18 protein-coding genes and 1 pseudogene are annotated in these 19,843 nt (G+C 73.9%); 13 read left to right on the top strand and 6 right to left on the bottom strand.

Annotated features, from left to right (window positions below; all coding sequences use genetic code 11):
- Positions 1-31: 31 nt before the first annotated feature.
- A complete protein-coding gene (locus C569_RS0120490) occupies positions 32-1,426 on the top strand; it encodes an MFS transporter (RefSeq protein WP_036346393.1) in 1,395 nt (464 codons plus the stop codon).
- Positions 1,427-1,457: 31 nt separating this feature from the next.
- Positions 1,458-2,936 carry an aminotransferase class V-fold PLP-dependent enzyme gene (locus C569_RS0120485; protein WP_018787641.1) on the top strand — a complete coding sequence of 493 codons (1,479 nt, stop codon included), beginning with the start codon at positions 1,458-1,460 and terminating at the stop codon, positions 2,934-2,936.
- A gap of 48 nt (positions 2,937-2,984) precedes the next feature.
- On the opposite strand, the gene C569_RS0120480 is transcribed toward C569_RS0120485, so the two are convergent.
- The 3 genes from C569_RS0120480 to C569_RS0120470 form a co-directional block, all read right to left on the bottom strand.
- A complete protein-coding gene (locus C569_RS0120480; protein WP_018787640.1) occupies positions 2,985-3,926 on the bottom strand; it encodes a hypothetical protein in 942 nt (313 codons plus the stop codon).
- Between the two features lie 98 nt (positions 3,927-4,024).
- The gene (locus C569_RS0120475) at positions 4,025-5,215 is read right to left on the bottom strand and encodes a hypothetical protein (RefSeq protein ID WP_018787639.1); all 1,191 of its coding nucleotides are present in this window, start codon (positions 5,213-5,215) and stop codon (positions 4,025-4,027) included.
- The gene (locus tag C569_RS0120470) at positions 5,208-5,765 is read right to left on the bottom strand and encodes an RNA polymerase sigma factor (protein ID WP_026268427.1); all 558 of its coding nucleotides are present in this window, start codon (positions 5,763-5,765) and stop codon (positions 5,208-5,210) included. Before C569_RS0120470 ends, C569_RS0120475 begins: the two co-directional genes overlap by 8 nt.
- Before the next feature lie 353 nt (positions 5,766-6,118).
- On the opposite strand from C569_RS0120470, the gene nuoB reads away from it, so the two are divergent.
- Positions 6,119-6,679, top strand: a complete 561-nt coding sequence (nuoB, locus tag C569_RS0120465) for an NADH-quinone oxidoreductase subunit B (protein WP_018787637.1) — start codon at positions 6,119-6,121, stop codon at positions 6,677-6,679.
- Between the two features lie 37 nt (positions 6,680-6,716).
- Positions 6,717-8,033, top strand: a complete 1,317-nt coding sequence (locus tag C569_RS0120460; protein ID WP_018787636.1) for a DUF2252 domain-containing protein — start codon at positions 6,717-6,719, stop codon at positions 8,031-8,033.
- Positions 8,034-8,053: 20 nt separating this feature from the next.
- Here the strand turns inward: C569_RS0120460 and C569_RS0120455 are convergent, their stop codons facing one another.
- Positions 8,054-9,100: a glucose 1-dehydrogenase gene (locus C569_RS0120455; protein WP_026268426.1), complete on the bottom strand. Its 1,047-nt coding sequence runs from the start codon at positions 9,098-9,100 to the stop codon at positions 8,054-8,056.
- A gap of 103 nt (positions 9,101-9,203) precedes the next feature.
- On the opposite strand from C569_RS0120455, the pseudogene C569_RS34430 reads away from it, so the two are divergent.
- Positions 9,204-9,803: pseudogene (locus tag C569_RS34430) on the top strand (NADH-quinone oxidoreductase subunit C); the annotation flags it as partial.
- Positions 9,804-10,138: 335 nt separating this feature from the next.
- A complete protein-coding gene (gene nuoH, locus C569_RS0120445) occupies positions 10,139-11,101 on the top strand; it encodes an NADH-quinone oxidoreductase subunit NuoH (RefSeq protein ID WP_013288672.1) in 963 nt (320 codons plus the stop codon).
- Positions 11,102-11,170: 69 nt separating this feature from the next.
- Here the strand turns inward: nuoH and C569_RS0120440 are convergent, their stop codons facing one another.
- On the bottom strand, positions 11,171-12,193 hold the full coding sequence (locus C569_RS0120440) for a glutathione S-transferase C-terminal domain-containing protein (protein WP_018787633.1): 1,023 nt from the start codon (positions 12,191-12,193) through the stop codon (positions 11,171-11,173).
- 112 nt (positions 12,194-12,305) lie between these two features.
- Here C569_RS0120440 and C569_RS0120435 point away from each other — a divergent pair, with 112 nt between their 5' ends.
- A complete protein-coding gene (locus C569_RS0120435; RefSeq protein WP_018787632.1) occupies positions 12,306-12,728 on the top strand; it encodes an ester cyclase in 423 nt (140 codons plus the stop codon).
- Here the strand turns inward: C569_RS0120435 and C569_RS0120430 are convergent.
- Complete coding sequence (locus C569_RS0120430; protein WP_018787631.1) at positions 12,709-13,284, bottom strand: Uma2 family endonuclease; 576 nt, start codon at positions 13,282-13,284, stop codon at positions 12,709-12,711. The two genes, C569_RS0120435 and C569_RS0120430, sit on opposite strands and share 20 nt — an antisense overlap.
- A 104-nt stretch (positions 13,285-13,388) precedes the next feature.
- Here C569_RS0120430 and C569_RS0120425 point away from each other — a divergent pair, with 104 nt between their 5' ends.
- The 6 genes from C569_RS0120425 to C569_RS0120400 are packed head-to-tail and all read left to right on the top strand — an operon-like array spanning position 13,389 to position 19,797.
- Positions 13,389-13,979 (top strand): NADH-quinone oxidoreductase subunit I, encoded by a 591-nt coding sequence (locus C569_RS0120425; protein WP_018787630.1) that lies wholly within the window; start codon positions 13,389-13,391, stop codon positions 13,977-13,979.
- A complete protein-coding gene (locus tag C569_RS0120420) occupies positions 13,976-14,560 on the top strand; it encodes an NADH-quinone oxidoreductase subunit J (RefSeq protein ID WP_018787629.1) in 585 nt (194 codons plus the stop codon). Before C569_RS0120425 ends, C569_RS0120420 begins: the two co-directional genes overlap by 4 nt.
- Positions 14,557-14,910 carry an NADH-quinone oxidoreductase subunit NuoK gene (gene nuoK / locus C569_RS0120415; RefSeq protein WP_018787628.1) on the top strand — a complete coding sequence of 118 codons (354 nt, stop codon included), beginning with the start codon at positions 14,557-14,559 and terminating at the stop codon, positions 14,908-14,910. The genes C569_RS0120420 and nuoK overlap by 4 nt, the downstream gene beginning before the upstream one ends.
- Positions 14,907-16,832 (top strand): NADH-quinone oxidoreductase subunit L, encoded by a 1,926-nt coding sequence (locus C569_RS0120410; protein WP_018787627.1) that lies wholly within the window; start codon positions 14,907-14,909, stop codon positions 16,830-16,832. The genes nuoK and C569_RS0120410 overlap by 4 nt, the downstream gene beginning before the upstream one ends.
- Positions 16,829-18,334, top strand: a complete 1,506-nt coding sequence (locus C569_RS0120405) for a NuoM family protein (protein ID WP_018787626.1) — start codon at positions 16,829-16,831, stop codon at positions 18,332-18,334. The genes C569_RS0120410 and C569_RS0120405 overlap by 4 nt, the downstream gene beginning before the upstream one ends.
- The gene (locus C569_RS0120400; protein ID WP_018787625.1) at positions 18,331-19,797 is read left to right on the top strand and encodes an NADH-quinone oxidoreductase subunit N; all 1,467 of its coding nucleotides are present in this window, start codon (positions 18,331-18,333) and stop codon (positions 19,795-19,797) included. Before C569_RS0120405 ends, C569_RS0120400 begins: the two co-directional genes overlap by 4 nt.
- Positions 19,798-19,843: the final 46 nt, after the last annotated feature.

Here is a 19,843-nt window from a genome sequence, read left to right as displayed (position 1 = left end):
GCCGGCCATAACGTGAGTAGCATTCGGCTCCATGACAGCTTCGGGCCTGCCCCGCCGGGTGCATCTCGGATACGCGCTGGGTTCGCTGGTGACCGGCGCGTTCGGCACCGTGCCCGGGCTGCTCCTGCTGCCGTACCTCACCGACACGCTCGGCGTCGCCGCCGGCCTGGCCGCACTGCTGGTGCTGCTGCCGAAGGCGTGGGACGTGCTCGTCAACCCGGTCGCCGGGCGGATCTCCGACCGGACCCGCTCCCGCTGGGGCGCGCGCCGGCCGTACCTGCTCGGCGGCGGGCTGGCGCTCGCCGTACTGTTCGCCTCGATCTTCGCCGCGCCGTTCGCCGACGGTCCGGCCGCCGCCGCGTACGTGGCGCTGGCGTTCCTGGCGACAGCCACCGCGTTCGCGTTCTTCCAGGTGCCCTACGTGGCCATGCCGGCCGAGCTGACCGCCGATCCGGCGGAGCGTACCCGGTTGATGACCTGGCGGATCGCGGTGCTGGCACTGGCCATCCTGGTCTCCGGCGCGGTGGCCCCGGCGGTGGTGACCGTGGGCGGCGACGGCGTCCCCGGCCACCGGTGGATGGGCCTGTTCGTCGCCGCGCTGATCGTCGCCGGCACCGTCGGCGTGTTCCTCGGCACCAGGTCCGCGCCGACCGGGACGGTGGGGGAGAGCGAGCCGAGCCTGCGCGCGCAGCTCGCGGTCGCCACCGGCAACCGGCCGTTCCGGGTGCTGCTGATCTGCTTCGTGATCCAGTCCGCCGGGGTGGCCACCGTGCTGGCCGGGGTGAAGTACTTCGCCGACCAGGTGCTGCGCGAGCCGGACAGCGGCCCGACACTGCTGTTCGCCTGCTTCGTCGCGCCCGCGCTGCTGGTCATGCCCCTCTGGTCCCGGGCCGGTGCCCGGCTGGGCAAGCGGGCGTCGCTCGTCGCCGCTTCGCTGATCTTCGCGGCGGGCGCGCTGGCCCTGGTCGCCGCGCCCGCGCTGCCCGCCGCCGCGGCCTACGCGGTGGTCGCGGTGATCGGCGTCGGGTACGCGGGCCAGCAGGTCTTCGCGCTGGCCATGCTGCCGGACTGCATCGCCTACGACACCGCGCGCACCGGGCGGCGGCAGGCCGGGGTGTTCACCGGGCTGTGGACCGCCGGGGAGACGTTCGGGCTGGCGCTGGGGCCGGGCATCTACGGGCTGGTGCTCCAGCTCTCCGGCTACGTCTCGTCGTCCACCGGTACCGCCGCCGTCCAGTCGGACACGGCTCGGCTCGGCGTGCTGCTCGGCTTCACCGTGCTGCCCGCCCTGCTGGTGGCGATCCCACTGGTGCTGCTGCGCGGCTACACCCTGACCCCGGCCCAGCTGGCCGACGCGCCCGGGGACACCGCGCCCGGCGCCGCCGCCCTCGGGGCCGACCGCGCCGCTCCGGCCGCGCGGGCGTGAACACCGGCCCGTCCACGAGAGGAACCACCCGATGACCGACACGGCAGACGTGGGCGCGCTGCCCGCGCGCGGGACGCCCGCGTCAGACGTGCTGGACGAGATCCGCGCGCTGCGGGCCACCGACCGTCCGACGCACGGCGGGCGGCTGTTCGCGTACGTCTACGACCCCGGCGTGGCCGGACTGGACGAGCTGGCGCAGGCCGCCTACGCGGAGAGCGCGCACGTCAACGGCCTCGACCCGACCGCGTTCCCGTCGCTGCTGGCGATGGAGAACGCGCTCGTCGGCGCCGCCGCCCGCCTGCTCGGCGGCGGCCCGGGCACCGGTGCGCCGGACGTGGTCGGCAGCGTCACCAGCGGCGGCACCGAGTCGCTGCTGCTCGCCGTCAAGGCGGCGCGGGACGCCCGCCCCGACCTGACCGAGCCGCGGATCGTGGCGCCGGCCAGCGCCCACGCCGCGTTCGCCAAGGCGGCGCACTACCTGCGGGTCACGTTGGACACCGTGCCGGTCGACCCGGTGACGCTGCGGCCGGACGTGGCAGCGGTGGCCGCCGCGATCCGCCCGGAGACGGTGCTGGTGGTGGCGTCCGCCCCGTCGTACGCCCACGGGGTGGTCGACCCGGTGACCGGGATCGCCGCCGTCGCGCAGGCCGCGGGCGTGCGCTGCCACGTGGACGCCTGCTTCGGCGGCTGGGCGCTGCCCTGGCTGCGCCGGCTCGGCGCGCCGGTGCCGCCGTTCGACTTCGCCGTGCCGGGCGTCACCTCGATCTCGGTGGACCTGCACAAGTACGCGTACGCCCCGAAGGGCGTCTCGGTGCTGCTGCACCGCGATCCGGCGCTGCGTGCCCCGCAGTTCTTCGCGTACGCCGACTGGCCCGGGTACACGATGGTCAACCCGGTGATCGCCTCGACCCGGTCCGGTGGGCCGATCGCCGCCGCGTACGCCACACTTCGCCACCTCGGCGAGGACGGCTACCTGCGGCTGGCCGCCGCGACCCGGGACGCGGTCGCCGGGCTGGCCGGTGCGGTACGGGCCACCGGCGGGCTGCGGCTGATAGCCGAACCGGACACCACTGTGGTCTGCTTCACCAGCGACGACCCGGGGCTCGACCTGTTCGTGCTCGTCGACGAGCTGACCGCGCGTGGCTGGCACACCCAGCCCCAGCTCACGTACGCCGATCTGCCGGCCAGCGTCCACCTCACGGTGACCGCGGCGGTGGCGCCCCGGGTGGCCGAGTTCGGTCCGGCGCTGGCCGAGGCGGTCGCGGCGGCCCGCGCCGCCGGGCCGGTCGTGCTGCCGCCGGAGCTGCTGGCGCTGGCCGGCAGCCTCACGCCGGAGGCGCTCACCCCCGAGCTGGTGGCCGGGCTGGCGGACGGGCTCGGCCTGGCCGGCGGCGCCGGTGTGCCGGACCGGATGGCGGTGGTGAACACGTTGCTGGACTCCGCCCCGGCGCGGCTGCGGGAACGGCTGCTTGCCGAGTTCGTCGGGATGCTCCAGCGTCCGGCCTGGTGACACGGCGACGCCCGGCCGGCGCGTGGGCGCCGGCCGGGCGGGCGACGGTCAGCTCGCGGCGACCGCAGTCACCGTGAACGAGGTGGTGTTGTCCGACGGGTCCACGTCCTGCGGGTCCGCAGCCCCCCAGAAGTAGTTCCCCTTCCCGGTGAAGGTGCCGGTGCCCAGCTCACCGGCAGCGGTGCCGGCGGGTGCCCTGAGGAAGACGTCGAGGGTCCGCTCCTCACCGGGCATGAACCGGCCGCCCGGCACGGTGAACGCGAGCGGGAAGCTCGGCATGTCCTGCGGCTCGATGTGGTCGACCTGCACCCCGGCCGGCAGTGCGGCCGCGACGTCGACGGCGAAGGTCGGCGCGTCGTTGCCGTAGCGCACGGTGACCGGCATCCGGCCGAGCAGGGTGCCGTCCGGCTGCGGGGTCAGCGTCACCGCGCTGCTCCGGATGCTGAGATCGGTGTCGACGGCCTGCACGTACGGGCGCGGCTTGCGCAGGCTGCCGGTGGTGGAGCGGAAGAGGGTGGTGAAGCCGGTTGCGTCGGAGGCCGCGGTGGCGCCGTCCGGGACGACCTCGATCCGCCCGCCGTCCGCGACCATCGGGTAGCTGCGCGCGGTGGTCCAGACGTGGAAGCCGAGCCGGAAGGTGACGCTCGTGCGGGCCTCGATCTGGTCGGCGCCGCAGTTGATCACCAGCCGGTTCTCCACCAGGCGGGTGTAGAAGCAGCCGCCGCCGGGCTCGATGGAGGTGAACGAGGCACCCGCCGGCTCGGTGACGACCAGGCTGAACGACGTCGCGGTCGCCCGCCGGTTGGTCACCGTCGCGGTGAGCGTCCCGACGTACCCCCGGTCGGTCGGGTCGAGGACGAGCCGCTGGGCAGTGACGTCGACCCGACCGGTGACGGCGCTCGGCGCGGCGGCGGCCGGCGCGGCCAGGGTGATCAGTGCGGCGGCCCCACCGAGCAGTGCGGTGGCGATCCGTGCCGTACGTGTGGTCATGCTTTCCTCCCGTGATTCCCCGTTGCCGGACGGTGGCATCTCCGCCCGTCCGATGCCCGTCTGACGTCCATGTGGGACGGTTGGTTGCGATCTGTCGGTCAGCCGACAGAGGTCAGCTCGACCTCGTTGTCCTCCCGGTTCAGGTCGTTCCAGTAGCGCTGCTGCGAGTCGACGTGGATCACGCGCAGCGTCGGCGGTTCGTCGGCGGTCACCGGATGGTCGAACGTGAACGTGTACGTCCTGCTCGCGCCCGCCGACAGGGTGTCCAGCACACAGGCGATGTCTCCGTCGAGCCGCACGTTCCGGCACCGGTCCAGGGCGGAATCAGTCGGTACCGTGTAGCCGTACCAGCCAGTGAACCCGAGCATGCGCACGCTCACCGGCCCCCGGTTCACCACTGTCACGGTGACCGTCACCTTCCGGATCCCCTTTTTGTCCGGCGGCCCGGCCACGTCGTCCCGGGCGGTCATCGTGAGGTCGGTCAGGCGGGGGTCGGTGCCGAACCTCGTGGGTCCGTCGACCTGCCGGAACCGTTCACCGTTCCAGGAGTACGTCCGCCACTGCCGTTGCGGCGCCCATTCCGGCGTGCCGCAACAGGGCTGGACGTCGGCGACGTGCGCCCTGATCTCCCCGCCGTCCCGCACCGAGAACTCGGTGATGTCGCCCATGCCCGCACGGGTGCCGACGACCCGGCCCATGGTGATGACCCGGCCGTCGTCGTCCCGATCGAGGGCGAGCACCTGCTTGCCCGACGCCTCGCCGTAGCGGCAGGCGACGAGGACGACCGTTTCGGCCGCGCCGTCACCGTCGAGATCGACGTACTCCGGACCGGCCAGCAGCGTCGGGACCGAGTCGTCCTGCGGCCCGGCCCGGAGCCGGACGTCGTCGCTGACGCAGGTTTCCGGCGCGTCCGGCCAGGACACGAGGTCGAGCCGGGCGGCGAGCAGCTGGGACCGGGTGATCCGGCCGTCCGGCACGCCCCGGGTCGAGGCGGCAGCGCTCGGCGACGGCGTGGACGGTGGCGGCGACGTGCTCTCGGACGGAGTCGGGGTGACCGTCTGCGCGGGCGTCGGGGGCGGTCCGGGCCGCCGGTCCAGGGCGGCGTTCGCGCCCACCGGGACCACCACGGCGAGCACCACGGACGTCGCGGTGACCACCGCTGTCCGCCGGCGACGGCGCCGGACCGTGCGCCGGACCGCGGCCGTCCCGGCCGGGTGCACCACCGGCGTGTACGCGGCGCGGAACTCGGCGAACTCGCCGCCGACCAGGATGTCCTCGGGCTCAGTCATGGTGGTTCACCTCGCTCGTGGTGGTGAGCTTCGCCGCCAGGGCGGTCCGCCCCCGGTACAGCCAGGACTTGACGGTGCCCTCCGGCACGTCCTCCTGGGCCGCGATCTGCGCGACGCTGAGATCGGCCAGGTAGTGCAGCACCACGGCGCGGCGCTGATGAGGCGGCAGCTCGGACAGCGCGGCGGTCAGCGCGACCCGGTCCGGCCCCGGCCCCGGGACGTACTCCTCCCGCTGGCGATGCAGCCACGCCTGGGCCGTACGCAGCCGCCGCCAGCGGCTGGTGGCCAGGTTCCAGGCCACCCGGCGGACCCAGGCCACCGGGTCGTCGTAGCGGGACACCCGGGACCAGCGGGCGAACGCCCGGCAGAACGCCTCCTGCACCATGTCCTGCGCATGGGACAGGTCGCCGCAGTAGGCGGTGAGCTGAAGCGTCAGGGACCGGAAGTGCGCGTGGTAGAGCCCGTCGAAGTCGACTGCCTCGCGCCTCTCGGCGCGCCTCGCTGTCCCCTCGGGTGGCTCGTCGAGCATCGGCTCCCTCGTCACCGTCACTGGTCCTCCCCGTATGCGTACCGCCGACGCGGTCACGCCGGTCACACGCCCTGACGCCCGTACCGGTTGCGGTGGTTGCCGTCCGAGCGCGGTGTCGGGCGTCGGGAAACCGGCCGACATCGCGCAGAGCCGCCCCGCGCTCGGGCGGGGGAAGACGACGTCGCCCCGCCCGGATCGGCTCCGGGCGGGACGACGGGGGAACGGTTGTCAGCCGGCGATGGTCAGATCGAACGAGACGGCGTTGTCGGCCGGATCGGCCTCGGGCACCGTGATGGTGTCCCATCGGAGCCCGATCCGCCCGTCGGCGGGCTGTGGTTGACTGGCACCTCGGAGTTCTGCGAGGGAGGCCAGAGATGCAGGTGCCGGCCGTGCTCGGCGAGCCGATCCGGTTCGTGCTGAACTGGGGCCGCCGCTACTCGCTCTGGGTCTTCAACTTCGGCCTGGCCTGCTGCGCCATCGAGTTCATCGCCACCAGCATGGGCCGGCACGACTTCATGCGGCTCGGTGTGATCCCGTTCGCCCACGGGCCCCGGCAGGCCGACCTGATGGTGGTCAGCGGCACCGTCACCGACAAGATGGCCCCGGCGGTCAAGCGGCTCTACGACCAGATGCCCGAGCCGAAGTACGTGATCTCGTTCGGTGCCTGCTCCAACTGCGGCGGCCCGTACTGGGACTCCTACTCGGTGACCAAGGGCGTCGACCAGCTCATCCCGGTCGACGTGTACGTGCCCGGCTGCCCGCCGCGCCCGGAGGCGCTGCTGCACGGCATCCTGCGCCTTCAGGAGAGGATCGCCGCCGAGCAGTCCGGCGTCGGCGGCGTGCTCCGGCCCGACGCGCTGACCTCCGCGGCGGACGCGGTGGCGCGGCCGGTCGAGGCGCTGACCGCACCACCGGTACGTCCGCCGGTCGGCTGAACCGCCCGGGTGGCGGCGCGGGGATAGCCTGCGGCTCATGACCGACCTCGCGGAGGAGCGCTCCGCATTCATCGTCGACGTGCTGACCGCGGAGTTCGGCGCGTCCATGGCGATCGACCCGGCGGCGTTCCGCCGCAAGTTCCGCAAGATGGCGGCGTCACCGTTCGCCTTCTACCGGGGCAGCGCCGCGCTGTTCTACGCCGACCAGCGGGGCGACTTCGCCAGCGACCGGTTCCTCGACGGCCGGACCAGCCGGGTGTGGATCCACGGCGACCTGCACGCCGAGAACTTCGGCACCTACATGAACGCCTCCGGGCAGCTCGTGTTCAACGTCAACGACTTCGACGAGGCCTACGTCGGGCCGTTCACCTGGGACCTGAAGCGCTTCGCCGCGAGCGTGGCGCTGCTCGGCTACGCCAAGGCGCTCTCCGACCGGGTGATCGGCGAGCTGGTGACCGGCTTCGCCCGGTCGTACCTGGCCGAACTGCGGGCCATCGCCGCGGGCGGCGACGACGCGATCGGTTCGATCACGCTCGACAACGCCGACGGTGTGCTGCGCCGGGTGCTCCAGCAGGCGCGGCTGAACACCCGGGTGGACCTGCTGGCCGCGCAGACCACGATCGACAACTACGAGCGCCGGTTCTCCCTCGGCGACGGCGTCCACGAGATCGACGACGCGACCCGGGAGAAGGTCTGCGCGGCGTTCGCCGACTACCTGCACTCGCTGCCGGACCCGACCACCCGGATGCGCCCGGTGGCCGCCGGCATCAAGGACGTGGTGCTGCGCAAGGGCGTCGGCATCGGGTCGGCCGGGCTGCCGTCGTACAACCTGCTGCTGGAGGGGCACACCCAGGCGCTGGAGAACGACGTCGTCATCTACATGAAGCAGGCGCAGGTGCCGGCCGTGGCGCGGTACGTCGACGACGAGCGGGTCCGGTCGTACTTCCGGCACCAGGGGCACCGCACCGCCGAGTCGCAGCGCGCGTTGCAGGCGCACGCCGACCCGTGGCTGGGCTTCACCGAGCTGGACGGCGTCGGGCAGCTCGTCGCCGAGGTGTCCCCGTACGCGGCGGACCTGGACTGGGCCGACGTGAACGAGCCGGAGGAACTGGCAGGCGTGCTCGCCGACCTGGGCCGGGCGGTGGCCCGGATGCACTCGGTCGCCGACGACGAGTCCAGCCACGACCTCGTCGACTACTCCACCGAGGAGGCGGTCGTCGCGGTCGTCGACGCCGACCCGGAGGCGTTCGTCGGCTATCTGGTCGACTTCGGCCACCGGTACGGCATCCGGGCGCGCGAGGACCACCAGCTCTTCGTGGACCTGTTCCGCAACGGCCGGCTGCCCGGCATCTGAGCCGGCCGGGGCGCGGCGCCTCAATGCGTGAAGTCGAGTACCGCCTTGATGTCCTCGCCGGCCGAGGCGTACGCCTCGCGGTAGTTCGACAGCGGCACCCGGCGGGTGATCAGCGACGTGAGCCACGACTGTTCGGCCTGGGCGAGCGCCTCGGCGGCCATCTCCCAGTGCCGCCGGCCGGCGTTCACCGAGCCGAACACCACGTTGTTCTCCAGCACCAGCTCCCGGTTGAGCGCCCCGGCGTCGAAGTCGATCTTCCGGCCACCGCTGGACACCCCGGTCAGGCAGACGATGCCGGTCGGCGCGGCCTTGCACATCGCGTCCAGCACCACGGTGGGCGCGCCGGTGCACTCGATCACCACGTCCGGCTTCACGTCCAGCTCGGGCACCGTCGCCGTGTGGTACGTCGCCCCGAGCGCGCGGACCAGCTCCGGCTTCGGCCCGGTGGTGTTGCGGTCCAGCACGTGCACCGACAGCCCACGCTGGCTGCCCAGCAACGCGGCCAGCAGCCCGATCGGCCCGGCGCCGGTGACCAGCACGGTCATCGGTTTCCACTCGGCCCGGCGGCCGATCCTCTCGATGTGGTCCCACGCCTTCGCCACCACGCTCGTCGGCTCCAGCAGCACGCCCACCGACGCGAGCGCCGGGTCCAGGCCGACGGCGAACTTGGGCTGCAACCGCCAGCGTTCCCGGGCGAACCCGGGCAGCCCCTTGATGCCGTGCTCGGTGTAGCGCCCGTTGCGGCACATGTCCCACTCGTCCACCGCGCAGTTCGCGCAGGGCACCGGATCGGGGTGGCGGACCACGCCGGCGACCAGGTCGCCGGGGTGCAAGGTGCCGGTCGGATCGTCCAGCACGCGGCCCAGTGACTCGTGCCCGAGCACCAGCCGTTCCTGGCCCGGCGGCGCCTCGCCGTACTCGCCGGCGACGATCTCGTGGTCGGTGCCGCAGACACCGACGGCCAGCGACTCGACCAGGATCGCGCCCTCCTCGGGCGGCGGCTCAGGCCAGTCCTCGACGAGCCGCAGAGAATCCGGGAGACCGGGGGTCACAGTCACAGCACGCACGGACCTCATCTTTCCGCGCGCCGCCGCCGTCCGCCCGGCAAAGCGGCGATCCCGGCCCGGGCGGCCCGACCCGGTCCGCAGCCGTCGGCCATAGGATCAGCGCATGACTCCGGAAGAGGTCGGCCGCCGAGTGGTGGCGCTGCTCGCGCCCGTCGAGGCCACGGCGTCGGTCTCCGGCGGTCAGGGGTACGCCCGCGCCACCGTCGACGTACCCCCGGCGAGCTGGGCGGACGCGGTGCGCGCGGCGCGCGACGACGACGAGCTGGGTCTCGATTTCCTGGACTGGTTGTCGGCGGTGGACGAGCTGGCCGACGGCTTCGACGTGGTGCTGCACCTCTGGTCGGTCCGCCACCGGCACGGGCTGCTGCTGCGCACCCGGGTGCCGAGGGACACGCCTGTCGTCGCGTCGGTGGTCGGCCTGTTCCCCGGCGCCGCGTGGCACGAGCGCGAGACGCACGAGATGTTCGGCATCGACTTCGCCGGCCACCGCGAGCTGCGGCCGCTGCTGCTGCCGCCGGAGTTCGAGGGGCACCCGCTGCGCAAGGAGTTCGTCCTCGCCTCCCGGGTCGCGAAGCCGTGGCCCGGCGCGAAGGAGCCGGGCGAGTCGGAGGCGGGCGGCGGCCGTCGGCCGGTGCGGCCGCCGGGCGTGCCCGCGCCGGGTGAGTGGGGCACGACGCCCACGCCGGCGGGTGCGGCGGGCGCCGGTGCGGGCCCCCGCGGGGGTACGCCGGCGCGTCCGGCCCGGGAACGTCCGCCGCGGCCCGCTGCGGGGGAGCGTACGGCGCGCCCTGCTGCCGCTGAGCGCCCGGCGCGGCCGAATGCCGCTGAGCGCCCGGCGCGGCCGAATGCCGCTGAGCGCCCGGCGCGGCCGACTGCCGGGGAGGCTTCGGAGCGGCCTGCTTCCGGGGAGGCCGGGCCGGGGTCCGGTGCTGCTCCCGCGGCGGATGAGGCGGGTCCGCCCGGTCGGCCGCTGCCGGGGGAACGGCCGACCGGTCCGCCCCGCCAGGAGCCGGGGCCCGACGCGGCGGGGGAGAGCTGATGCCGGACTGGTTGGAGCTGGTCCTGCGTGTGGCGGGCGTGCTCGTCGCGTTCCTCACGCTGCCGCTGATCGTGGGTCAGGCCGAGCACAAGGTGATGGCGCACATGCAGGGCCGGCTGGGCCCGATGTACGCGGGCGGTTTCCACGGCTGGGCGCAACTGGTCGCCGACGGGATCAAGTTCGTGCAGAAGGAGGACGTCACCCCCCGCGACGCGGACCGGCCGGTGTTCCGGCTGGCGCCCGCGGTGGCGCTGGTGCCGTACCTGCTCGTGCTGCTGGTCATCCCGCTCGGACCGGGTGACCTGGTGGCCCAGCCGCTGGACATCGGCCTGTTCTTCGTGCTCGCCGTGGTGGGCGTCGGCGTGCTGGCGGTGCTGATGTCGGCGTGGGCGTCGGCGAACAAGTACAGCCTGCTCGGCGGGCTGCGTGGCGCGGCCCAGCTGCTCGGGTACGAGCTGCCGCTGGTGCTCGCAGCCGCCTCGGTGGCGATGGCGGCGGGCACCCTCAGCCTGCCCGGCATCGTGGAGGCGTGGCAGCCGTGGTGGCTGCTATGGCAGGCGCCGGCCATGGTGATCTTTTTCGTGGCGGGACTGGCGGAGATCCGCCGTCCGCCGTTCGACATGCCGGTGGCCGACTCCGAGCTGGTCTTCGGCTACATGACCGAGTACACCGGCCTGCGGTTCGCGTTCTTCCTGCTCGCCGAGTACGTGGGCATCGTGGTGATCGCGGCGCTGACCACTGTGCTGTTCCTCGGCGGCTGGCAGGGCCCGTTCGCCGACGCGCAGCTCGGGTGGCTGTGGACGCTGCTCAAGGTCTTCGCCGTCGCCTTCGTGATCATCTGGCTGCGGGTGAGCTACCCGAGGCTGCGCGAGGACCAGCTGCAGCGCCTCTGCTGGCTGGTCCTGGTCCCGCTGGCCCTGGCTCAGCTCGTCCTGACCGCCGCAGTCCGCCTGGCCCTGTAGCCCGCCCCTCCCGCCCTCCCCGCCCCCCGGCCCCCCGCCCCGGCGGGGAGGGGCGGGCCGGGGCGGGGTCTACTCGCTCGGACTCGGGTGGGGCGGGGGTGGGGTGCCGTCGCCGAAGGGACGACCACCCAGTTCCTCCCGCCCGTGCGGGGTGAGCCAGTTGCTCAGGTCCGGGCCGAGCGGCACGACGCCGGTCGGGTTGATGTCCCGGTGGACCTCGTAGTAGTGCCGCTTGATGTGGTCGAAGTCGATGGTGTCGCCGAACCCGGGCGTGGTGAACAGATCCCGGGCGTACGCCCACAGCACCGGCATCTCGCTGAGCTTCTGCCGGTTGCACTTGAAGTGCCCGTGGTAGACCGGGTCGAAGCGGACGAGCGTGGTGAACAGCCGCACATCCGCCTCGGTGATCGTGTCGCCGACCAGGTACCGCTGCCCGGCCAGCCGCTCGCTCAGCCGGTCCAGCCGGTCGAACAGCCGGTGGTACGCCTTGTCGTACGCCTCCTGGCTGCCGGCGAAGCCGCACCGGTAGACGCCGTTGTTGACGTCGGCGAAGACGACCTCGTTCACCTCGTCGATCTCGCCGCGCAGCGGTTCCGGGTAGAGGTCCGGCGCGCCCGGCCGGTGGTGCGCCGTCCACTCGGTCGTGAGGTCCAGGCTCATCTGCGCGTAGTCGTTTGTCACCACCTGACCGGTGGGCACGTCGACGAGCGCCGGGACGGTGATGCCGCGCTCGTAGCCGGGGAAGCGGGCGAAGTACGCCTCGGCCAGCCGCTCGATGCCCAGCACCGGGTCCTTGCCGTCCGGGTCCAGGTCGAACGTCCAGCTCCGCTTGTCGTGGGTGGGCCCGGCCACGGCCATCGAGATGGCGTCCTCCAGCCCGAGCAGCCTGCGGACGATGATCAGCCGGTTGGCCCAGGGGCAGGCCCGGCTGACCGCCAGCCGGTAGCGCCCCGGCTCCACCGGCCAGCCGTCCCGCTCGTCCGCGGTGATCCGGGTGGCGATGTAGCGCTGGTCGCGGGTGAACTCGCCACCCGGCTCCACGTACTTGCCGCCGGTCCGGTTCAGGCCCTCGTCGTCGCTGACCACGCCCACCTCCGAGTTCGCTTCTCGCTCCCATCATGGTCGCTCCGGCGGTGGCCGGCAGGGCGAGCGTCTGCGGAGACCGGCAGGGTGAGCGCCCGGGAGAGCGCATAGGCTGCCCGCCGTGACCGATGTGGAGGCGGCAGCTCGGCGTTTCGTCGCCGACGTGTGGAACGCGGGGCGCGAGGAGAGCGCGTACGAGCTGGTGGCGGCGGACTGCCCGGGGCTCGGCGGCACCGGCCCGGCGGCGATGCTGGCGTGGCACCGGGACCGGCGGGCCTCGTTCCCCGACCTGCGCTACAAGATCGTCGAGGTGGTGGCGACCGGTACGCGGGTGGCGGTGCGCTGGCGGGCCGCCGGCACCCAGGCCGGCCAGTTCGGCCCGGTGCCGCCGACCGGCCGGGTGGTCAGCTACTCGGGCGCGACGTTCCTGCGTTTCGACGACGACGGGCGGATCGTGGACGTGTGGAGCGTCAACGAGCTGTTCCAGGTGCTCCAGCAGCTCGGCGTGCAGATGCTGCCCCCGCTCAGACCCGGCGAGGCGTGATCCGGTCGACCGGCAGGTTCACCGGGAACGGCTCGCCGGTGTCGACGAACTTCGTCCACCGGCCGGTCTCCGTGTAGACCTCGTGCACCGGATCGATCTTGTAGGTGTAGACGACGATGCCCTCGTCCTCGATCTCGATCCGCCAGTGGAACGGGATCGCGGCCTGCGCGTAGAGGGCCGGCTTGAGCACCCGGTCGATGGACCGGGTGCTGGGCGAGACGATCTCCACGGCGAGCACCACCTCGTGCGGCTCGTACCGGGACGGCTCGCGCGCGGCGGCGGTTGCGGTGGTGACCAGCACGTCCGGGATGAAGGAGCGGGTGCGGTTGATGCGCACCTCCACACCCTGGGTCACGTCGTACCCGTCGGGGCAGTCCTCGTCGAGCGCGACCATGAGCAGGGCCGCGATGCTCTGGTGGATCCGGGTGGGGGAGGGGGACATGAGCAGCACTCCATCGAGCAGTTCGCGGCGGCGACCGTCCTCCGGCAGCGCGTCCAGATCGTCTGTCGTCCACCCGCCCTCCGGCGGGTGATCGCTCTCCAGCGCGGCGGTCATCGGTGAGCCCTTCCCGGTGCGTCGTTCTCCCCGCGCTCACGATACCGCCGCCAAGAGTCGGGGGGTGGTCGCGCGCGCCCGGGCCACAGGGCAGGATGGGCGGCATGAGCGAGCACGGTGGAGTGCCCGGTGCCGGGTTGGTCAAGGGCCTGGCGGTCACGTTGAAGACGATGACCCGCCGCTCGACCACCCAGCAGTACCCGGACGTCGCGCCCGAACTGCCGCCCCGCTCCCGCGGCGTGATCGCGCTGCTGGAGGAGAACTGCACGGTCTGCATGCTCTGCGCCCGCGAGTGCCCGGACTGGTGCATCTACATCGATTCGCACAAGGAGGAGGTGGCGGTGCCCGGCGCCGCCCGCCCCCGCCAGCGCAACGTGCTCGACAAGTTCGACATCGACTTCTCGCTCTGCATGTACTGCGGCATCTGCGTCGAGGTCTGCCCGTTCGACGCGCTCTACTGGTCGCCGGAGTTCGAGTACGCCGAGTACGACATCAAGGATCTGCTGCACGACAAGGACCACCTCGGGGAGTGGATGGCCACCGTGCCGCCGCCGCCGGCCCACGACCCGCTCGGCGACCCCTCCAAGGAGGAGACCACGGCCGCCCGGAAGGCGGCGGGTCCGTCGGCCCGTCCGGCTCCCGCCCGGGTACGCCCCGACGCCGCCACCGATCCGGGCGGAGGCGCTGCCTCATGACCGGTGTGGACGTCCTGCTGCTCGCGCTGGGCGCGGTGGCGGTGGGCTCAGGTGCGCTGGTGGTCGCCACCCGGCACCTGGTCCGGGCCGGCCTGTGGCTGGTGGTCTGCCTGGGCGCGCTGGCGGGGAACTACCTGGTGCTGACCGCCGAGCTGGTGGCCTGGGTGCAGGTGCTCATCTACGTGGGCGCGGTGGTGGTGCTGCTGCTGTTCGCGGTGATGCTGACCCGTGCGCCGATCGGCCCGTCGGACGACCTGGACCGGCCGGGCTGGCCCGCCGCGCTCGTCGGTGCCGGCAGCGGCCTGGGCCTGGCGGTGCTGCTGATCGACGCGTTCCGCTGGTCCCGGGTGGACCTGCCCGCCGCGGGCACCGCCGAGCGTCTCGGCGAGCAGGTGTTCCGCTCCTGGGTGCTGCCGTTCGAGGTGCTGTCGGTGCTGCTGCTGGCCGCGCTGGTGGGCGCGATCGTGCTCTCCCGCCCCGACATCGGCCGTCCGGCCGCGCCCACAGCGGCCCCCGACGGCGGCGAGCGCCCGGCCCGCGTCGCGTCCACCCCGGCCGCCGACGAGGGCGGGCGCCCGTGAGGCCGGTCATCCCGTACGTCACCGCCGCGCTGCTGTTCGGCCTCGGCGTGTACGGCGTGCTGCGCCGCCGCAACGCCGTCCTGGTGCTGATGGCGGTGGAGCTGATGCTGAACGCGGTGAACCTGGTGCTGGTCACCGCCGACACCACCGTGCAGGCCGTGCTGCCGCACTCCGGTCAGGTGTTCGCGCTGTTCGTGATCGTGCTCGCCGCCGCCGAGATCGGTGTGGGGCTCGCCATCGTCCTCCAGCTCTACCGGCTGCGCGCCGGCGTCACCGTCGACGACGTCCCGTTGGCCGAGCCGGCTCCGGCGGTGACCCCGGTCGAGCGGCCGGAAGGAGCAATCCGGTGAGCACGCCGACGCTGTGGCTCGCGGCGGTGCTGCCGGCCGCGCCGCTCCTCGCCGGGCTGCTCGGCCTGCTGCTGCCGCCCGCTCCGCACCAGGACCGGGCGTCGGCCCGACGTTCCGCGGTCGCGCTGGGCGTGGCCGGGGCGGTCGTGTCGCTGCTGGCCGCGCTGGCGCTGCTGGTGCGCGTGGACGCGCCGGTCGAGGCGTCCACCACCTGGATCGACCTGGGTGGGCTGCGGGTCACGCTGGGCCTGCGGCTGGACGGTGTGGCGGTGCTCGTCGCCACCGCCGTCACCGCTGTCGCGCTGGCCGTGCAGGTCTACTCGATCGGCTACCTGCGCCGGGGCCCGCACGACGACGTGGACGTCGACCACCGCTACCCGCCGTACGCGGCGCAGCTCAGCCTGTTCACCGCCGCCATGCTCACGGTGGTGGTGTCCGGCGATCTGATCATGCTGCTGGTCGGCTGGGAGGTGATGGGCGTCTGCTCGTACCTGCTCATCGCCCACGACCGGCGGCTGCCCGAGGCGCCCGGCGCGGCGGTGCAGGCGTTCCTGGTCACCCGCGTGGGTGACGTCGGCTTCCTGCTCGGCATCGCGCTGCTCGGCGTGGGCGCTGGGAGTTTCCGGATCGCCGACGTGCTGGCCTACGACTACGGCACCGGCACGCTCACCGCCGCCTGCCTGCTGCTGCTCGCCGGGGTGGCGGGCAAGAGCGCCCAGTTCCCGCTGCACACCTGGCTGCCCGAGGCGATGGCCGGCCCGACGCCGGTGTCCGCGCTGATCCACGCCGCGACGATGGTCGCCGCCGGGGTGTACGCGGTGGCCCGGCTGTTCCCGCTGTTCGAGCGCGCCCCGGCCGCGCTCGCCGTGCTCGGCGTGCTGGCCGCGATCACGATGCTGCTCGGCGCGTTCGCCGCCACCGCGCAGGACGACATCAAGCGGGTGCTCGCCTGGTCGACCGTCTCGCAGATCGGCTACATGACCGGCGCGCTGGCGGTCGGCGCACCGGCTGCCGCGCTGTTCCACCTGCTCACCCACGCCGCGTTCAAGGCGCTGCTGTTCCTCGCCGCCGGTGCGGTGATCCACGCCGTCGGCACCACGCTGATGTCCCGGATGGGCGGCCTGCGTTCCGCCATGCCGGTGACGTTCTGGTGCACGGTGGTCGGCCTGGGCGCGCTCGCCGGCGTACCCCCGCTCTCGGGTTTCTGGAGCAAGGACGGCGTGCTGGCCGCCGCCGAGGCGGTCGCGCTCGACGGCGCCGGGCCGACCGCGGCCTGGGTCGGCTGGCTGGTCTGGCTGGCCGGGCTGGCCGGCGTGGCGGTGACCGCCTGGTACGCGACCCGTCTGCTGCTGCGTACCTTCCTCGGCGCCACCCGCACGCCGCTGCTGCGCCCGCACGACCCGCCCGCGCTGCTGCGCTGGCCGGTGCTGCTGCTCACGGTCCCGGCCGCGCTGCTGGGCCTGGCCGCGTTCGCGCCGTGGTTCGCCGATCGCCTGCGGGTGCCCGGCGACGACACCGGCGAGGCGGCCGAGCTGGTCCACCTGGCACCGAACCTGATCCTGCCGTTCCTGCTGCTGCTCGCCGGTGCGGGCGTCGCCTGGGCGGGCTGGCGCCGCGACCCGGCCGCCGACCCGGCCCGCTTCCTGGGTCCGCTGCGGCCGGTCTTCGCCCGGGCGTTCCGGCTCGACGACGTGCAGCACACCCTGGTCGTACGCCCGGCGGGCGCGCTCGCGCGGGTCGTGCGTACCGGTGACGAACTGGGCGTGGACGGGCTGGTCGAGGGCAGCGGCCGGGCGGCGGTCGAGGTGGGCGGCGGCCTGGCCGCGCTGCACCGGGCGGCGCTGCCGCGCGCGGCGGCCGGCGTGCTGGCCGGCGCGCTGCTGATCGGCCTCGCGGTCGCGCTGATCGGAGTGACCTCATGACGTTCGGGCAGGTCCTGCTGGTGGCGGTGGTCGCGGTGCCGGCGCTCGGCGCGCTGGCCACAGCGGTCGTGCCCGGTGACCGGGCCGGCCGGGTGGTCGGCACCGTCGCCGCCGCGGTGACGCTGCTGGCGGCGCTGCCGCTGGTTGGCGGCGACCACGGCTGGTTCGGGTACGGGCCGCGCCCGGCGGTGCAGCCGTGGCACCAGTTCGACCTGCCGTGGGTGCCCGGGCTCGACCTGCGCTTCCACCTCGGCGTGGACGGGATCTCCTGGCCGCTGGTGGTGCTGACCGCGCTGCTCACGTTGCTGTGCTGCGCGTACACGCTGTGGCGGGTGCCGCCCGGCGGCGGCAGCGGGCGGGCGCTCGTGGCGCTGCTGCTGGTGGTCGAGGTGGGCATCCTCGGCACGTTCCTCGCGCTCGACCTGGTGCTGTTCTTCCTGTTCTTCGAGGTCGTCCTGCTGCCGATGTACGCGATCATCGCCGGCTGGGGCGGCGCGGACCGGCGGCGCGCGGCCCGCAAGTTCGCGCTCTACACGCTGTTCGGCTCGGTGCTGCTGCTGGTCGGCGTCTACGTGGTGGTGGCCGCCGCGGGCACCGCCGACCTGGTCGCGCTCACCGGCGGCGCCGGGCTGTCCCGGGGCACCCAGCTCGCCGCGTTCACACTGCTGGCGCTCGCGTTCGCGGTGAAGAGCCCGCTCTGGCCGCTGCACTCGTGGCTGCCGGACGCGCACACCCAGGCACCCACCGTCGGCAGCGTCATCCTCGCCGGGGTGCTGCTCAAGATGGGCACGTACGGACTGATCCGGATCGCCGTCGGGGTGGCCCCGGAGGGCGCCCGGTGGGCCGCGCCGGTGCTCGGCGTACTCGCCGTCGCCGCCATTCTGATCGGTGGCCTGGTCTGCCTGGCGCAGGACGACCTGAAGCGGCTCATCGCGTACTCCAGCGTGGGGCACATGGGCTTCGTGCTGCTCGGGGTCGCCACGCTCACCGCCACCGGAATCCAGGCCGCACTGATCGGCAACATCGCCCACGGCGTCATCACCGGCCTGCTGTTCTTCCTGGCCGGGGCGGTCAAGGACCGCGCGCACACCGGCTCGCTGGCCGAGCTGTCCGGGCTGCGGGAGACCGCGCCCCGGCTGGCCGGGCTGCTCGGCTTCGCGGCGGTCGCCTCGCTGGGGCTGCCCGGCCTGGCCGGGTTCTGGGGTGAGGCGTTCGCAGTGGTCGCCGCCGTGCAGCGGGGCGGCCCGCTCTGGCTCACGCTGGCCGTGCTGGCGGCGCTGGGCGGGGCGCTCACCGCCGCGTACTTCCTGCGGCTGCTGCGCCGGGTCACGCACGGCCGGCCCAGCCCGGCGGTGGCCGGTCTCGCACCCGGGCTGGCCGGGGCGGAGCTGACCGCCTGGGCGCCGCTCGTGCTGCTCGCGCTCGCGGTCGGTCTGGCCCCGGCGCTCGTGCTGTCGTACGCCTCCGGTCCGGTGGAGGCGCTGCTGGGGGTCGTCCCATGAGCCTGGTCCAGCCGGTCGACAACGTGGCGATGCTGCCCGCGTACCTGGCCGCCGGCACGGCCGTGCTGGTGCTCCTGTTCGACCTGCTGGTGGCCCGGCCCGCCGTCACGGTGGCGATGGCGGCGCTCGGCGCGGCCGGCACCGCGGCCGGCGCGGCACTGGTCGGGGCGGCCGGTGAGCGGCGCACGTTCTGCGTCGGCGACGACTGTTCCTGGGTGTGGGGCGGCCGGGCCGCACTGGTCGGTGCCGTGATCGCCCTGCTCACGCTCGGCGTGCTGGCGCTGTCCGGCCCGCTGCTGCGCGCCGGTCGTACCCCGGTCGGCGAGTACTGCTTCCTGCTCGCCTGCGCGATGACCGGCGGCGTGGTGCTCGGCGCCGCCGGTGACCTGATCACGCTGATCGTGGCGCTGGAGACGCTGACGCTGCCGCTGTACGTGCTGGTCGGGCTGCGGCGGGACAGCCTCGCCGGTGCCGAGGCGGCGGTGACGTTCTTCGTGGTGAGCGTGGTCGCCACCACTGTGACGCTGCTCGGCGCGGCGCTGCTCTACGCGGTCACCGGCACGCTGCACCTGGACCGGCTCGGCGCCACCCTGGCCGTCCGCGCCGACCTGACCGATCTGCCGCTGACCGGCGTCGCGGTGGCCCTCGTGGTGGCCGGGCTGGCGTTCAAGGTCGCCGCCGTGCCGTTCCACGCCTGGGCCCCCGCCACGTACGACGGCGCGCCCCTGCCGGTGGCCGCGTACCTGTCGACCGCCTCGAAGCTCGGCGGCGTGGTGGCGCTGCTGGCGGTGGTGCAGCGGGCGCTGCCGGGTGACCTGACCGGTCCGGTGCTGGCAGCGCTGGCGGTGCTGACCATGACCGTCGGCAACCTGGTGGCGCTGCGGCAGCGGCGTACCGTGCGGTTGCTGGCCTGGTCGTCGGTGGCCCAGGCGGGCTACATCCTGGCCCCGCTGGGCGCGCTGGCGCTGTCCGCGGGCCGCACCGGCGACGCGCGAGCGGCCGCGTACGCCGCAGCCGTCGCGTACGCGATCTTCTTCGTGCTGCTGGAACTTGCCGCGTTCGCCGCGGTGGTGGCGCTGCGCCCGGCGGACGGTGACGGCGGCACGCTCGCCGACCTGCGCGGCGCGGCACGGCGGCACCCGTGGGTGGGCGGCGCGTTCGCGCTGGCGCTGATCGGGCTCGCCGGACTCCCGCCGGGCCTGGCCGGGCTGTTCGCCAAGGTGACTGTGGTACGCGCGCTGCTGGCCGGGCACGCGGGATGGCTGGCGCTGGTGGTGGCGCTGAACGCGGTGATCGGCCTGGCGTACTACCTGCGGGTCACCGCGTCCCTCTACGCGACGCCGGCCGGCGCGGCGGCGGTCCGGCCCGCCCGGACCGTGGTGTTGGCGCTCGGCGTGGCCACCGCCGCGGCGGTGGTGATCGGTTTCGCACCGCAGATCGTGCTGGACGTGGCGGCGCGCTGACCGGTTCCTGCCCGGATGGGCGACCGCTTCAGCCTGCGCACAGCAA

Source organism: Micromonospora sp. CNB394, from assembly GCF_000374985.1.
GTDB lineage: Bacteria > Actinomycetota > Actinomycetes > Mycobacteriales > Micromonosporaceae > Micromonospora > Micromonospora marina.
This window is presented reverse-complemented; position numbering and strand designations above follow the sequence as displayed.